General features: G+C 68.4%; 11 protein-coding genes. All 11 read left to right on the top strand.

Features of this window, described 5'->3' with window-relative positions:
• Window positions 1–146 precede the first annotated feature (146 nt).
• Window positions 147–1,496, top strand: a complete 1,350-nt coding sequence (gene hisS, locus IT182_14165; GenBank protein MCC6164491.1) for a histidine--tRNA ligase — start codon at window positions 147–149, stop codon at window positions 1,494–1,496.
• A gap of 118 nt (window positions 1,497–1,614) precedes the next feature.
• Entirely contained in the window at window positions 1,615–3,375 is a 1,761-nt protein-coding gene (aspS, locus tag IT182_14160) for an aspartate--tRNA ligase (protein MCC6164490.1), read from the top strand.
• 103 nt (window positions 3,376–3,478) lie between these two features.
• Window positions 3,479–4,429 carry a PhoH family protein gene (locus IT182_14155; protein ID MCC6164489.1) on the top strand — a complete coding sequence of 317 codons (951 nt, stop codon included), beginning with the start codon at window positions 3,479–3,481 and terminating at the stop codon, window positions 4,427–4,429.
• A gap of 5 nt (window positions 4,430–4,434) precedes the next feature.
• Entirely contained in the window at window positions 4,435–4,911 is a 477-nt protein-coding gene (gene ybeY / locus IT182_14150) for an rRNA maturation RNase YbeY (GenBank protein ID MCC6164488.1), read from the top strand.
• The gene (locus IT182_14145) at window positions 4,908–6,146 is read left to right on the top strand and encodes an HlyC/CorC family transporter (protein MCC6164487.1); all 1,239 of its coding nucleotides are present in this window, start codon (window positions 4,908–4,910) and stop codon (window positions 6,144–6,146) included. Before ybeY ends, IT182_14145 begins: the two co-directional genes overlap by 4 nt.
• Entirely contained in the window at window positions 6,143–7,045 is a 903-nt protein-coding gene (era, locus tag IT182_14140; GenBank protein ID MCC6164486.1) for a GTPase Era, read from the top strand. Before IT182_14145 ends, era begins: the two co-directional genes overlap by 4 nt.
• 202 nt (window positions 7,046–7,247) lie before the next feature.
• A complete protein-coding gene (gene mgtE, locus IT182_14135; protein MCC6164485.1) occupies window positions 7,248–8,618 on the top strand; it encodes a magnesium transporter in 1,371 nt (456 codons plus the stop codon).
• Between the two features lie 17 nt (window positions 8,619–8,635).
• Window positions 8,636–9,376, top strand: coding sequence for a DNA repair protein RecO (gene recO, locus IT182_14130; protein MCC6164484.1), 741 nt, complete (start codon window positions 8,636–8,638; stop codon window positions 9,374–9,376).
• Window positions 9,373–10,254 (top strand): glycine--tRNA ligase subunit alpha, encoded by an 882-nt coding sequence (locus tag IT182_14125; protein ID MCC6164483.1) that lies wholly within the window; start codon window positions 9,373–9,375, stop codon window positions 10,252–10,254. Before recO ends, IT182_14125 begins: the two co-directional genes overlap by 4 nt.
• A gap of 10 nt (window positions 10,255–10,264) precedes the next feature.
• Window positions 10,265–12,493, top strand: a complete 2,229-nt coding sequence (locus tag IT182_14120) for a glycine--tRNA ligase subunit beta (protein MCC6164482.1) — start codon at window positions 10,265–10,267, stop codon at window positions 12,491–12,493.
• 44 nt (window positions 12,494–12,537) lie between these two features.
• Window positions 12,538–14,792, top strand: a 2,255-nt coding sequence (locus tag IT182_14115; protein ID MCC6164481.1) for a pyruvate, phosphate dikinase, incomplete at its 3' end; no start/stop codon positions are given.

Below are 14,792 nucleotides of genomic sequence, written 5' to 3'. Positions count from 1 at the left end.
GCTCACGGATGCGGAGGTGGCGTCCATCCTCGACTACGCGGCGCGCTACGTGGGCTATCGCCTCGACTACATGGACACGGCCGCACCAACGCCACGCGCGCCAGGCGACACGGCATACGAGACTCGCGGCTGACGGCCGCACGACCATGGCTTCCACAGCACCTGCCCGCGGGATGCGGGACTTCCTTCCGGCCGACGTTCGCCGCCGCACGTACGTGATCGGCGTGATCCGGGGTGTCTACGAGCGGTACGGCTTCGAGCCGCTGGAGACGCCCGCCGTCGAGAACATCGAGACGCTGCTCGGCAAGTACGGGGATGAGGGCAATCAGCTCATCTTCAAGATCCTGAAGCGTGGCGAGCACGAGGCGTCCGGCCAGGCCGACCTGGCCCTGCGGTACGACCTCACCGTGCCGTTGTCACGCGTCGTCGCAGAGCACCGCGGTTCGCTGCCGAAGTTCTTCAAGCGGTATCAGATTCAACCGGTGTGGCGGGCCGATCGGCCGGCACGCGGGCGATTCCGCGAGTTCTACCAGTGCGACGTCGACGTCACCGGCTCCACATCACCCCTGGTCGAGGCCGAGTTGTGCGGCGCGGCGTGCGAGGCGATGCAGGCGCTCGGGTTCACCGACGCCACGCTGCGCCTCAACCACCGCGCGGTCCTCGCTGGTGTGCTCGACGTGGCGGGCGTGCCCGCGGACCGTCACGGTGACGCGCTCGTGGCGCTCGACAAGCTGGACAAGATCGGCCTCGACGGCGTGAAGGGGGAGTACACGGCCCGCGGTCTGTCGCCAGACGTCGCCGACGTCGTGCTCGACGTCCTCGGTGCGCGCCCGGCGACGGGAGACCTCGCGCACGACAACGCCGAGGCACTCTCGCGCGTGGAGGCGCGTGTCGCCAGTCACGCCGCCGCGACGGCGGGCATCGCCACGTTGCGGCAGGTGCTGGCCCTCGCGGCCCGCACACCTGCCGACGGCCACCTGCGCGTGGACCTGAGCCTGGCGCGTGGCCTCTCGTACTACACGGGCTGCATCATGGAGATGACGGTGCCCGATCTGGCGGGCAGCCTCGGCGGCGGCGGGCGCTACGATGGCCTGGTCGGCATGTTCCTCGGCCAACAGGTACCCGCGGCTGGCTTCTCGCTGGGGCTCGAACGCATTCTCGTGGTGATGACCGAGCGCGGCATGTTCCCTCCGCACCTGGCCACCACCGCGGCCGACGTCCTCATCGCCCAGTGGAACGCCGACACCGCCGGCGACGCCCTGGCCCTGGCCCACCACCTCCGCTCGGGTGGCCTCCGCGTGGAGGTCTATCCCGACGCGGACAAGCTGGGCAAACAGTTCAAGTACGCCGCATCGACGGGCGTGCCCCTCGTGATCGTCGAAGGCGACGACGAGCGCGCGGCGGCGGAGTTGACGGTGAAAGACCTCCGCACCGGCGCCCAGCAGCGGATCCCCCGAGCCGACGCCATCCCACGCGTGACAGGAATGCTCGTGTAACAATTCAGCCCGCGGGCCGGCGGCTTTGAGCCTTCGACCCTGGCTTCCCCTTTGGCCCTTTGGCCTTCCGCCTTTGTCGCTGTCCTTGTCCGTTACCCTTTTCCCTTTTCCCTTTGACATGCATCAGCTCGGCTCCCTGTACCGTTCTCATACCTGTGGTGAGCTCCGCCCCGAGCACGTGGGGCAGGACGTGGTCCTCCTCGGCTGGGTGCATCGCGTGCGCGACATGGGCGCCGTCATCTTCCTCGACATCCGCGATCGCTACGGCGTGACGCAGGTGGTCACCGAAACGGAGCCGCTGCTCGGGCAGGCCAAGAAGCTGAAGACGGAAATGGTCGTGGCGATTCTCGGCACCGTCGCGCCACGCGCGGCCGAGACCGTCAACGACAAGCTCGAGACCGGTCACGTGGAGGTTCGCATCGCCGAACTGCGCGTGCTCAACGACGCGCGCCGGCCGCCGTTTGCCATCGCCGACGAGAGCTTCGTCGCCGAAGACACGCGCCTGCGCTATCGCTATCTCGATCTGCGCCGCCAGCGCATGCAGAAGAACCTCATGTTGCGCCATCGCGTGGCGATGGCGTTCCGGCGGTACTTCGACGCCAACGGCTTCCTCGAGATCGAGACGCCGATTCTCACCAAGAGCACGCCCGAGGGCGCGCGCGACTATCTCGTGCCGAGCCGCGTGCACCCCGGCGAGTTCTTCGCGCTGCCGCAGTCGCCTCAGCTCTTCAAGCAGATCCTCATGATCGGCGGCCTCGATCGCTACTTCCAGATCGTGAAGTGCTTCCGCGACGAGGACCTGCGCGCCGATCGCCAGCCGGAGTTCACGCAGGTGGACGTCGAGGTCTCGTTCGCGTCGCAGGCGCTCGTCTTCTCGCTCGTCGAAGGCGTGGTCAGGGACGTCTTCCGCGAGGGCGGCATCGAGGTGAGCACGCCGTTCCGCCAGATGCCGTACGCGGAGGCGATGGCGCGATACGGGTCGGACAAGCCGGACCTCCGCTTCGGCATGGAGATCCGGGATCTCGGCGCGATCTTCGCCGAGACACCGTTCGGTCCCGTGCGCGATGCGTTGGCCGGAGGGGGCGTCCTGCGCGGCCTCGTGGTGCCCGGCGGCGCGACGATCGCGCGCGCCGAGGTCGACAAGATCGTGGCCGAAGCGATCGGGATGGGCGCCGGCGGCCTGCTCTGGGCGCGCCGCACCGAGAAGGGCCTCACCACGTCGGCCAAGGCGTTGGGTGAGGACGCGCTGGCGCGTGCCCTGGAAGAGTCGGGCGCCGGCAGCGACGGCCTGCTCCTGATGACGGCCGGCCCCGAAGCGGAGGTGTCCAAGCTGCTCGGCGCGCTGCGGCTCTCGCTCGCCAAGCGGTTCAATCTGATCGACGCGTCGAGGTTCGAGTTTCTCTGGGTGGTCGACTTCCCGCTGCTCGACTGGGACGCCGACGAGCGCCGCTGGGTGGCGATGCACCACCCGTTCACGGCGCCCGCCGACGCCGACCTCGCGCGCCTCACCGACGCACCGGGGGAGGTCAGCGCCAAGGCCTACGACCTCGTGCTGAACGGCAGCGAGATCGCCGGCGGCAGCATCCGTATCCACGACCCGGAGATGCAGCGCCAGATGTTCCGCCTGCTCGGTATCTCCGACGAGGACGCCAGGCTGCGATTCGGCTTCTTCATCGACGCGCTCGAGTACGGCACGCCGCCGCACGGCGGCATCGCGTTCGGCCTCGACCGCATCATCGCGATCCTGGCGGGCGAGTCGTCGATCCGCGACGTGATGGCGTTCCCGAAGACGGCCGCGGCCGTGGATTTGATGTCCGACGCGCCGTCGACCGTCGACGCGCGGCAGTGGAAGGAACTGCACCTCAAGCCGCTTGCCTGACCGCAAAGCGGCATGCTACGGTCTGCCCATCCTGACGGGTGGGCGGGCTCCGCTCCGCCCGTCGACAGGAGACTCTCGTATCGCAGCCTCGGCTCCGCGCTCCATTCCGGTTCCTGACGAAGGCGTCGACGTCCTGTTCGGCGCCTATGACGACAACCTCCGCCTGCTCGAGGATCTGTTCGGCGTGCGGGTCCGCACGAACGGCCACGAGTTGGTCGTCGATGGCGACGGCGATCGGGCCGATCGCGTGGAGGCATTCGTCGGCCAGTTCGGCGCGCTCCTGCGCGACGGCTATCGCTTCGCGCGCGGCGAAGTGAAGGACGCGATGCGCCTGGCCGCGCAGCATCCTGCACTCGACCTCCGCGATCACTTCCTCAAGGGCAGCGTGCGCGCGTCGGCCAAGCGGCAGGTGGTGCCGAAGACGCCGACGCAGCGGCAGTACCTCGAGGCCATCGAGAAGCACGACATCGTCTTCGGTGTGGGCCCCGCGGGTACGGGCAAGACCTATCTCGCCATGGCGCAGGCCGTGGCCAGCCTGCTCGCCAAGAAGGTGAGTCGCATCGTGCTCACGCGGCCGGCGGTCGAGGCGGGCGAGAAGCTGGGATTCCTCCCCGGCGATCTGCAGGAAAAGGTCAATCCGTACCTGCGCCCGCTGTACGACGCGCTCTACGACATGCTCGAGGCCGACAAGGTGGAGCGCCTGCTCGAACGCGGCACGATCGAGGTCGCGCCGCTCGCGTTCATGCGCGGACGCACGCTCAACGATGCCTTCGTGATTCTCGATGAGGCGCAGAACACCACGTCCGAGCAGATGACGATGTTCCTGACGCGGCTCGGTTTCGGCAGCAAGGCCGTCGTGACGGGGGACATCACGCAGATCGATCTGCCGTACGGCCGTCCGTCGGGGCTCATCGACGCGCTGCGCGTGCTCGAATCGGTGGACGGTCTCGCCTTTGTCCGCTTCACCGATCGCGACGTGGTGCGGCACAAGCTCGTGCAGCTCATCGTCCAGGCCTACGCGGCGCACGACGCGCGCGCCGGCACGCAGGGCTGACGGTCATGGACGCCGACCCCGCGACTCTTCACATCACCGTCTGCACGCGCAACGGCCGTCCGGTACGTACACCGGGCCTGGCGCGCTGGCTGGCGGCCACGGCACCCGCACGCGCGCGCGGCACTGTCACGATCGTGCTCACCGGCGATGCGGCCATGCGTCGCCTCAATCGCGAGTGGCGTGGCGTGGATCGCGCCACAGACGTCCTCTCCTTCCCGGCAGACGATGACGGTCCGCGTGTACGCGGTCAGGTGCGCCACCTTGGCGACATCGTGATCGCGACGGGCGTGGCGCGCCGGCAGGCAGCCGCGGCACGGCATGCGTACGCCACGGAACTGAAGGTGCTGGCGCTCCACGGCCTGTTGCACCTGCTCGGTTACGACCACGAGACAGACGATGGCCTGATGCGTCGCGTCGAGGCGCGGCTGCGACGCAAGGGCGGACTGACGGCGGGACTCATCGAGCGGGAGACGCGCGCGTGATTCCGCTCGTCGTGTTCCTGCTCGCGTGTACGGCTGTCTATCTCGGGACGATCCTCGCGGCGTTCAGCGCCCTGATGCGCTTCTCGCTGCGCATGCACGCCGAGAGCACGTCCGGCCCGCGCGATCTGCTCGGCGCGTTCCTCGAAGATCCGCCGTCGCTGTTCTTCCCGGCGCGGGTGCTGCTCGGCGTGGACACGGTGGTCGTCTCCGCGCTGCTCGCGCACGTCGAAGGCGTGGGACGTACCGAGCACGGCATCTGGATGTTCTTCGTCTCGATGCTCGTGTTCGTGTTCGTGTGTTTCCTGCTGCTGCCGCAGATGCTCGTGCGGCGCAACCCGCAGCAGGTGCTCACGATGCTCCTGCCGTCGTTCGCCGTCGTGGCGCGCGCGTTCTCGCCGCTCACGCACGCGTTGGCTGGCGTCAACGGCAACGAGCGTCGCATCGACGAGGGGCCGGAGGACGAGGAGGTCATCGCCGCGGCGCAGACCGAGCCCGAGCCGACATCCGACGAGGAAGAGGAAGAAGAGGCGCGTGAGTTGTTCCGCTCGCTGGTCGGCTTCCAGGAGCGACTCGTGCGTGAAGTCATGACGCCCCGCCCCGACATCGTGGCGATTCGCGACGATGCGACGCTTGGCGATTTGCGGACACGCCTGCGCGAGTCCGAGTACTCGCGCCTGCTCGTGTACCGCGAGAGCCTCGACGATGTGGTGGGGTTCGTGCACATGAAGGACGTGTTCCTCAAGGGCGTGGGACATGGCGACGAGGAGTCCTTCGCCGCGCTCGTGCGACCCGCGCACGTGGTGCCCGCCACCAAGCGCGCCCCGGAGCTCCTGAAGGAGCTGCAGCGGACGCGTACGCAGACGGCGCTTGTCGTCGACGAGTACGGCGGCACGGCGGGACTCGTGACGGTGGAGGATCTGGTCGAGGAACTCGTGGGCGAGATTCGCGACGAATACGACCTCGAAGCCGAGCCCATCGTCGAGGAGCCCGACGACACGTGGGTGTTCAGCGGCAAGGTCGACGTGGACGAGCTCACGGAGCGTCTCGGTGTCGCCATCGAGCGCGAAGGGTTCGAGACGGTCGGCGGGTATCTCATGAGCCGACTCGGTCGCGTGCCTGCAGTGGGTGAGCACATTCAGGAGGACGGGCTGGACATCGAAGTGCTCGAAGCGGAGCGGCGTCGCGTGCTGAAGGTGCGCGTACGCCGCATGCCCGACGAGCGGGGCGAGTCGTGACGCGATCGGGCTTCGTGTCGCTGCTCGGACGACCCAATGCGGGCAAGTCCACGCTGCTGAACCGGCTGGTCGGCGCGCACCTCGCCATCGTCTCGGACAAGCCGCAGACCACGCGCACGCGCATCCTCGGCGCGAAGAGCCTGCCCGAGGGGCAGATCCTCTATCTCGACACGCCGGGTGTCCATCGTCCGATGCACCGCATGAACGTGCGGATGGTCGACGCGGCTGTCGGCTCCGCGCGCGAGGCAGACGTCGTCGCGCTCGTGATCGATGCGTCGGAGGACGTCGGACGAGGGACGGAGTTCCTGCTGGGTCTGCTGGCGCAGATCGACAAGCCCGTCGTGCTGGTGCTGAACAAGATCGACAGGCTCGCCAAGCACAGGCTGCTGCCGCTCATCGAGTGGTTCACCGCGAAGCACACGTTCGCCGACGTGGTGCCGGTGTCTGCCGCGACGGGAGAGAACGTCGACACGCTCGAGCGCGTGCTGCTGTCGCACCTGCCCGAGAGTCCGCCGCTGTATCCGGACGACTACCTCACGGATCAGTCGTCGCGCGCGCTCGCGGCGGAGATGGTGCGCGAGCAGGTGCTGGCGCACACGCGCGCCGAGCTGCCGTTCACCACGGCCGTCGTCGTCGATCGCTACGAAGAGCCGGAGGACGACGAGGAGGGGCCGCTGGCGATCTATTGCAGCATCCTCGTCGAGGAGCCGTCGCAGAAGCCCATCATCGTCGGCCGCCGCGGCGCGATGATCAAGGCCATCGGCACCGCTGCCCGCCAGCAGATCGAAGCCTTCTTCGAACGTCGCGTGTATCTCGACCTCCATGTGAAGGTCAGGGAGGACTGGCGCGACAACGAGCGCACGCTCGACGACCTCGGCCTCCCCAGGCGCAAGCGCTGACGAACGGCAACGGGCCGGGCAAGCCAGGCCCCTGCACCGAGGTGATGCGATGTCTCTCCGGGGACGTAGGGGCCGGGCTTGCCAGGCCCATGACATCGGCATTCGGCATTCGGCATTGCACTGGCCACCCTTGGTGGTAATGTGACGTGATCGGCGTGGCTCGAACCGTCGTGGTGACGGACCAGCGCGCGCCCACGCCCCCATGCCGCAGCGCAAAATCGACGTCGTCCAGGCCTCGGTCAAGCGGCTGATCCGCGTCGGGGCGACGGCCAACCTGCTGAATCTGTTGCAGAAGCAGCACCCCGCCGATCTCGCCGCGGTGCTCGGTGAGCTGCACGATCGCGAGCGGCAGACCGCCTTCGACGTTCTCCTCGATCGCAGCCCGCGCCTCGCCATGGAGGCCCTGAGCGAACTCGGTCCCGAGATTGGCGCGCACCTCCTCGAAGGGCGCTCGGCCGAAGACATCGCCCGCTACGTTCGAGAGCTCGAATCAGACGACGCGGCAGCCATCGTCGAGGCGCTGCCGGAGGATCTGTCGCGTGGCGTGCTCGACCTGATGCGCGGCAAGCAGGACACGGAGGTCGAGGCACTCCTGGAGTACCCCGAGTACACCGCCGGCCGCATCATGAACCCCAACGTCTTCGCCCTCTCCGAGGAGCTGACGGTGGGCGAGGCCATCACCGAATTGCAGGCGGCCCGCGACGTCGAGATGGTGTTCTACCTGTACACCGTCGATGAGCGGAACCACCTGGTGGGTGTGACGTCGCTGCGGCGGCTGCTCCTGGTGGCGCCGGAGACGCCGCTCAAGCGCATCGCGACGGGCGATCTCCTCAGCGTGCGCGTGGACACCGATCAGGAAGAAGTGGCGCGGCAGGTCGCCTCGTACAACCTCCTGGCCATCCCAGTTGTCGATCTCGAGAACAAGCTGGTCGGCGTCATCACCGTCGACGACGTGATCGACGTCATCAAGGACGAGGCCACCGAAGACATCTACCGGCTGGCAGGCGTCTCCACCGACGACAGCGTCTTCTCCCCGCCCGGCAGTTCGCTGCGCAAGCGCCTCCCGTGGCTGTACGTGAACCTCGTGACGGCGTTCATCTCGGCCGGAGTGGTCAAGGCGTTCGAATCGACGATCAGTCAGGCGACGGCGCTCGCGGTCTTCATGCCCATCGTCGCCGGCATGGGCGGCAACGCCGGCACGCAGACGCTGACGGTGATCGTCCGCGGCATCGCGCTCGGCGAACTGACGTTCGCCAATTCGCGGAAGGCGCTGCTCAAGGAAGCGCTGGTGGGGCTCGGCAACGGGTGCGGCGTGGGTCTGGCGGCGGCGCTGATGGCGTGGCTGCTGCAGGGCGACCCGTGGCTCGGACTCATCCTCGGCCTCGCCATGGTCATCAACATGTTCGTGGCGGCGACGGCCGGCACCCTGGTGCCGCTGGGACTCCGGGCCGCGAAAGTGGATCCCGCGCTGGCGTCATCGGTGTTCATCACCACGCTCACCGACGTCTTCGGCTTCTTCGCCTTCCTCGGCCTGGGGCACGTTTTCCTCAGGTATCTGCGGCCGGCAGGGTAGAATACCGGACTGGCCGCATGGCGCTGTACACCGGCGAGGCGCTCGTCCTGCGGACATACCGGCTCGGGGAGAGCGATCGACTGGTCGTGATGCTCACCCGGGATCGGGGCAAGAAGCGAGGAGTGGCGCGTGGCGGCGCCCGGTCGCGCAAGCGATTCGGCGGTGCGCTCGAGCCCTTCACGCACGTGCGAGTGGCGTATCAGGAGCGCGAACATCGCGACCTGGTGCGGTTCGAGTACGCGGACGTGCTCGGATCGCCGCTGACGGTCGGCGGCGAGGCGTGTGCCTACGCCGGGTACTTCGCGGAGCTGCTCGACGAGTGGGCGCTCGAGAACGACCCGCAGGAGCGCCTGTACCGGCTCGGTGTCGCGGTGCTCGATGCGCTCGTGGCCGGCGGTGACGCCGAGCGGCTGGCGCGGTACTTCGAGTTCTGGCTGCTGCGGCTCCAGGGCGTGTATCCATCGGCTGACGCGTGTCCGCAGTGCGGTGACGCGCTGCAGGATGGCGCGGTGCTCGAGCCGCGGTCGCACTGGTTCGTCTGCCGCCGATGCGGATCGCATGCGCATGGGGTGACGGTACCGGCCGGGGCGCTGCGGTTCATCGCCGAGTCCGCGGTGGCGCCGCCGGGGTCGCTCGGTGGGCTGTTGGTGTCGGGCGAGGCACTGACGCAGTTGGCGGCGGCCCATCGGCTGCTGCTCGTGTGGCACCTCGATCGTGAGCCGAGATCGGCTCGTGTACTGCGAGAGATCAATACGTGACCTTTCAGGACCTCATCTTCAAGCTCTCGCAATACTGGGCCGCGCAGGGATGTCTGCTCCAGCAGCCGCTGGATCTGGAGGTCGGCGCAGGGACGATGAACCCGGAGACGTTCCTCCGCGTGCTCGGTCCGCAGCACTGGAACGTGGCGTACGTCCAGCCATCGCGCCGCCCAGCCGACGGGCGCTTCGGCGAGAACCCGAATCGCCTCTACAAACACCACCAGTTCCAGGTGATCCTCAAGCCGGCGCCCGACGAGGTGCAGCACCTGTACCTCCAGAGTCTCGAAGCCTGCGGCATCGACACGCGCGCGCACGACATCCGCTTCGAGGAAGACAACTGGGAGTCGCCCACGCTCGGCGCCTGGGGCATCGGCTGGCAGGTGCTGTTCGACGGACTCGAGATCACGCAGTTCACGTACTTCCAGCAGGCGGGGGGGCTCGAGCTGTCGCCCATCGCCGCCGAACTGACGTACGGCCTGGAGCGGCTGGCGATGGTGCTCCAGAAGGTCACCAACGTCTACGACATGGAGTGGGCGCCTGGCGTCACCTATGGCGACGTCAGGCATCGCGACGAAGTGGAGCAGTCGCGGTACGCGTTCGGCCAGGTCGGCGTCGGAGGTGAGGCCTTCGCGGCGTTCAACCGCGATCTGTTCGACAGCCACTACGCGATGGCGCAGGGACTCATCGCCGACGGCCTGGTGCTGCCCGCGCTCGAGCAGTGCCTGAAGTGCTCGCACCTGTTCAACACGCTCGACGCCAGCGGTGGCATCGGCGTCACCGAGCGCACCGCCTACATCCTGCGCGTGCGCCAGCTTGCCGTGGCGATCGCCCGCGCGTACGCCGGTGCGGACGTCGAATCGCCGGCCGCCAGCGCCTAGTCCGGAGCCTATGGATCGCGAACTGCTGCTCGAAATCGGCTGCGAGGAGATTCCCGCGTCGTGGTTGCCGGCGCTCACCGACCACCTGGCGCAACGCGTGACGCAACGCCTGGCCGACTTCCGGCTGAACACCGATGGTCCCGTCGAGAGCAGCGCCACGCCGCGTCGCCTCACGGCCTGGGTTGCGCGTGTGTCGGAGCGCCAGTCCGATCTGGAAGAGAACGTGAGCGGGCCCGCCGTGTCCGCGGCGTTCACGGCCGACGGCACGCCTACGCCCGCCGCGGTGGGCTTTGCGCGCAAGTACGGCGTCGACGTGGGCGACCTGTCGCGCGTCACCACGCCGAAGGGGGAGTACCTCTCGGTTGTCAAGCGCGAACGCGGCCGCGCGGCTGTCGACGTGCTGCCAGACGTGCTCGGTGCCACGTTGCGCGACCTCTCGTTTCCGAAGCAGATGCGCTGGGACGCGTGGCTCGACGATGGGAAGGGAGAGTTCACGTTCGGCCGCCCGATCCGGTGGCTGCTGTTCCTGTTCGGCGGACGCGTGGTGCCGTTCGTCATCCGCCGCAATCCCGGCGCGCAGTCCAGCCTCGTGCAGGACGTGCGAACGAGCGCGGTCACATACGGGCACCGGTTCCTGGCGATGAGCGGCCGTCCCGGCCGGTCGGTGAAGGTCCGCAGCGTCAGCGACTACAAGCAGCGGCTCGGTGAGCACTTCGTGTTGCTGGAGCACTCGGAGCGCCACGATCGCCTGGTGCGCGAACTCGACGCGCACGCCCGCCGCCTCGGTGGACGCGTGGCCTCGCACGCCGCGCTGCTGCACGAAGTCGCCGACCTGGTCGAGTACCCATCGGTCGTGGCGGGCGTGTTCCCGCCGGAGTTCCTCTCGCTGCCAGACGAGGTCCTCTCGACGACGATGATTCATCACCAGCACTACTTCCCGGTGCTGGACGACCAGCAGAAGCTGCTGCCGGCGTTCCTCGCGGTCACCAACATCGAGGTGGAGCAGCCGCAGAAGATCGCCATCAACGCCGAGCGCGTGCTCACGGCCCGCCTGCGCGATGCGCGCTTCTTCTGGGATGCCGATAGACGCGCGCCACTTTCGGCCAAACTGGCGCGCCTCGACACGCTGTTGTTCCACAAGGCGCTCGGCAGTTACGCCGCCAAGGCCGCGCGGCTCGATACGCTGGCGCGCTGGATCGTCACCGAGGCGTTCGGCGGCACTGCCGCGCAGGCCGACGCTGCGGGAACGGCGGGCCGGCTCGCCAAGGCGGATCTCACCTCGGACATGGTGCGCGAGTTCACCGAGCTCCAGGGCCAGATGGGCGGGATCTACGCCCGCGAAGATGGGCTCGGCACCGGTGTCTGGAAAGCGATCTATCACCAGTACCAGCCGGTGGGCGTCGAGGCGCAGCAGGCGCCCAGTGCCGCGCAACTCGGTGACGCCGCGCTGACGTGGGCGGCCGTGTCGGTGGCCGACAAGGTCGACGCGCTGGTAGGTCTGTTCGCCGCGGGCGAGCAGCCGACGGGCACGCGCGATCCATTCGCGCTGCGACGTGCCGCGCAGGGCCTGGTCAAGGTGCTCGTCGATCTGCCGGAGGTCGGCGGTGTGACGCGGCAGGTGACGCTCGACGGCATCCTGGCTGCGGCGCAGCGCGCGTATGCCGAGCAGGGCGTGGCCGAGAATCCGGCGGCCATGACCGCGCTGGGTACCTTCATCGTCGATCGGCTGCGGTTCCTGTTCGAGAAGCGCGGGTATCGCGCCGACGAGATCGCGGCGGTCCTGCCCGAGGGGCAGGGGGTGGCGGGACTCTCGCCGTTGTCGGTGCGGCAGCGGCTCGACGCGTTGCGCGCCGTGCGCCCATCGGCAGACTTCGAACCGCTCGCCGTGCTCTTCAAGCGCGCCACCAACATCGTCAAGGACGTGCCGGTGGCCGAGGCCGGCAGTCGCGACATCGCCGCGATTCGTGCGGCGCTCGTCGAACCGTCGGAACTGGCGCTTGCCGATGCCCTCGCCGCACGCCGGACCACCATCGCCGCGGCGGTGGCGGAGGCCGACTACACGCGGGCACTTCAGGACGTTGCCGCGCTGCGGCCGGCTGTCGATCGGTTCTTCACCGACGTCTTCGTGATGGTCGATGATGCCGCGCTGCGGCAGGCCCGTCTGGCATTGCTGGCGGATCTGCGCGACAGCGTGCGCGCCATCGCCGACTTGTCTTCCATCGCGGGACCGCAGGCCTGACGCGTTCCCGCTTCCACCCACGCACAACAGGAGTCATAGCGTACATGGCCAAGAAAGCCGCCCGCGCCGCCTCGCCCAAGGGCAAGACCGCGCGTCCCGCCAACCGGAAGTCCACCCCGGCCCGCAAGGCCGCGCCTGCCCGGAAGGCCGCTTCGCGCAAGGTCGCCGCGCGCAAGCCCGCCTCGCGCGCCGCGGTGTCTGCCAGGGCAGACAAGTACGTCTACAGCTGGGGCGCCGGCAAGGCCGACGGCAATGGCTCGATGAAGCCGCTGCTCGGCGGCAAGGGCGCCAACCTCGCCGAGATGGCGCGCATCGGCCTGCCCGTGCCGCCGGGGTTCACGATCACGACCGATGTCTGCACGTACTACTACGCCAACAAGCGCACCTATCCGGCGGCGCTCGAAGGCCAGTTGCAGCAGGGCATCGCGAAGATCGAGAAGATCATGGGCTACAAGTTCGGGGACGCGAAGAAGTTCCCGCTGCTCGTGGCCGTCCGCTCCGGCGCGCGCGACTCGATGCCGGGCATGATGGACACCATCCTCAACCTCGGCCTCAACGACGAGACGGTGGTGGCGCTGGAGAAGGCGACGCAGAACTCGCGCTTCGCGTGGGACTGCTATCGCCGCTTCATCCAGATGTACGGCGACGTGGTGCTCGGCGTGCAGAAGCGTCAGGGTGAGGATCACGAGCCGTTCGAGAGCGTGCTGGAGCACTACAAGCACAAGACGTACGGCAACGGCGAGCTCGAGGACAACAAGCTCACCGCCGACGACCTCAGGGCGATCATCGTCCTCTTCAAGAAGCTGGTGAAGGAGCGTACGGGCAAGGCGTTCCCGTCCGACCCCTGGGAGCAGCTGCGCGGCGCCGCTGGTGCCGTGTTCGGCTCCTGGATGAACGATCGCGCGATCGTGTACCGCCGCAAGTACAACATCCCGGCCGAGTGGGGCACGGCGGTGAACGTGCAGGCGATGGTGTTCGGCAACACGGGCGACAGCTCGGGCTCGGGTGTGGCGTTCACGCGAGACCCCGCGACGGGCGAGAAGGTCTTCTACGGCGAGTTCCTCATCAACGCGCAGGGCGAAGACGTGGTGGCCGGCGTGCGCACGCCGGAGCCCGTCGCGCAGCTCGCCAGGGAGATGCCGAAGGCCTACAAGGAGCTCGATCGGATCCGCAAGGTGCTCGAAGGACACTTCACGGACATGCAGGACTTCGAGTTCACGATCCAGGAAGGCACCGTCTACATGCTCCAGACGCGCAACGGCAAGCGCACGGGCGTGGCCGCGGTGCGCATCGCCACGGAGATGGTGAAGGAAGGCCTCATCGACTGGAAGACGGCCGTCACGCGCGTGCCGGCAGACCAGCTCGATCAGGTGCTCGCGCCGATCTTCGACCGCGTGGCGGTGAAGAAGGCGTCGGTCATCGCCAGGGGGCTGCCCGCGGGGCCCGGCGCGGCGTCCGGCGAGGTGTACTTCAACGCCGACCGCGCGGTGGAGGCCGCGGCGAAGGGCAAGAAGGTCCTGCTCGTTCGCGTCGAGACGTCGCCGGAAGATCTGCGCGGCATGATCGCGGCCGAGGGCATCCTCACGGCCCGCGGCGGCGTGTCGTCGCACGCGGCACTCGTGGCGCGCCAGATGGGCAAGGTCTGCGTGTGCGGCGCCGCCGCGCTGCAGATCGACTACGACAAGCGGACGCTGACGGTCGACCGCCAGACGTACAAGGAAGGCGACTGGCTCTCGATCGACGGCACGGCCGGTGAGGTGTACGCCGGCCGCATCGAGACGGGCGCGTCGGAAGTCATCGCCGGCCTGCTCGCCAACGACAAGGACGCGAAGAAGGGCCGCACCTACAAGAACTTCGCGCAGCTCATGAAGTGGTGCGCCGACGCCACGCGCATGAGCGTGCGGACCAACGCCGACACGCCGGAGCAGGTGCGCAACGCCATCGCGTTCGGCGCCGTGGGCATCGGGCTCACGCGTACCGAGCACATGTTCTTCGAGGGCGACCGCATCGACGCGATGCGCGAGATGATCCTCGCCGAGTCGCTCGAGGCACGTGAGGCGGCGCTCGCCAAGCTGCTGCCGTACCAGCGCGAGGACTTCTTCGGCATCTTCAAGGAGCTGAAGGGGTACCCGGCCACGATCCGCTTCCTCGATCCGCCGCTCCACGAGTTCCTGCCGCACACCGAGGACCAGCAGCGCGACCTCGGGAAGAAGATGCGCATCCCGGTGGAGAAGGTGCAGCAACGCGTGCACGAACTGCACGAGTTCAACCCGATGCTCGGCTTCCGCGGCTGCCGCCT

It is taken from the genome of Acidobacteriota bacterium (genome assembly GCA_020845575.1).
In the GTDB taxonomy this organism is placed as follows: Bacteria; Acidobacteriota; Vicinamibacteria; order Vicinamibacterales; family Vicinamibacteraceae; genus Luteitalea.
This window is presented reverse-complemented; position numbering and strand designations above follow the sequence as displayed.

What these genes read in the sequence shown, in the direction of transcription:
- hisS (MCC6164491.1), top strand. Translation starts at nt 147, where the DNA reads ATGGCTTCCACAGCACCTGCCCGCGGGATGCGGGACTTCCTTCCGGCC.
- aspS (MCC6164490.1), top strand. Translation starts at nt 1,615, where the DNA reads ATGCATCAGCTCGGCTCCCTGTACCGTTCTCATACCTGTGGTGAGCTC.
- ybeY (MCC6164488.1), top strand. Translation starts at nt 4,435, where the DNA reads ATGGACGCCGACCCCGCGACTCTTCACATCACCGTCTGCACGCGCAAC.
- mgtE (MCC6164485.1), top strand. Translation starts at nt 7,248, where the DNA reads ATGCCGCAGCGCAAAATCGACGTCGTCCAGGCCTCGGTCAAGCGGCTG.
- recO (MCC6164484.1), top strand. Translation starts at nt 8,636, where the DNA reads ATGGCGCTGTACACCGGCGAGGCGCTCGTCCTGCGGACATACCGGCTC.
- IT182_14120 (MCC6164482.1), top strand. Translation starts at nt 10,265, where the DNA reads ATGGATCGCGAACTGCTGCTCGAAATCGGCTGCGAGGAGATTCCCGCG.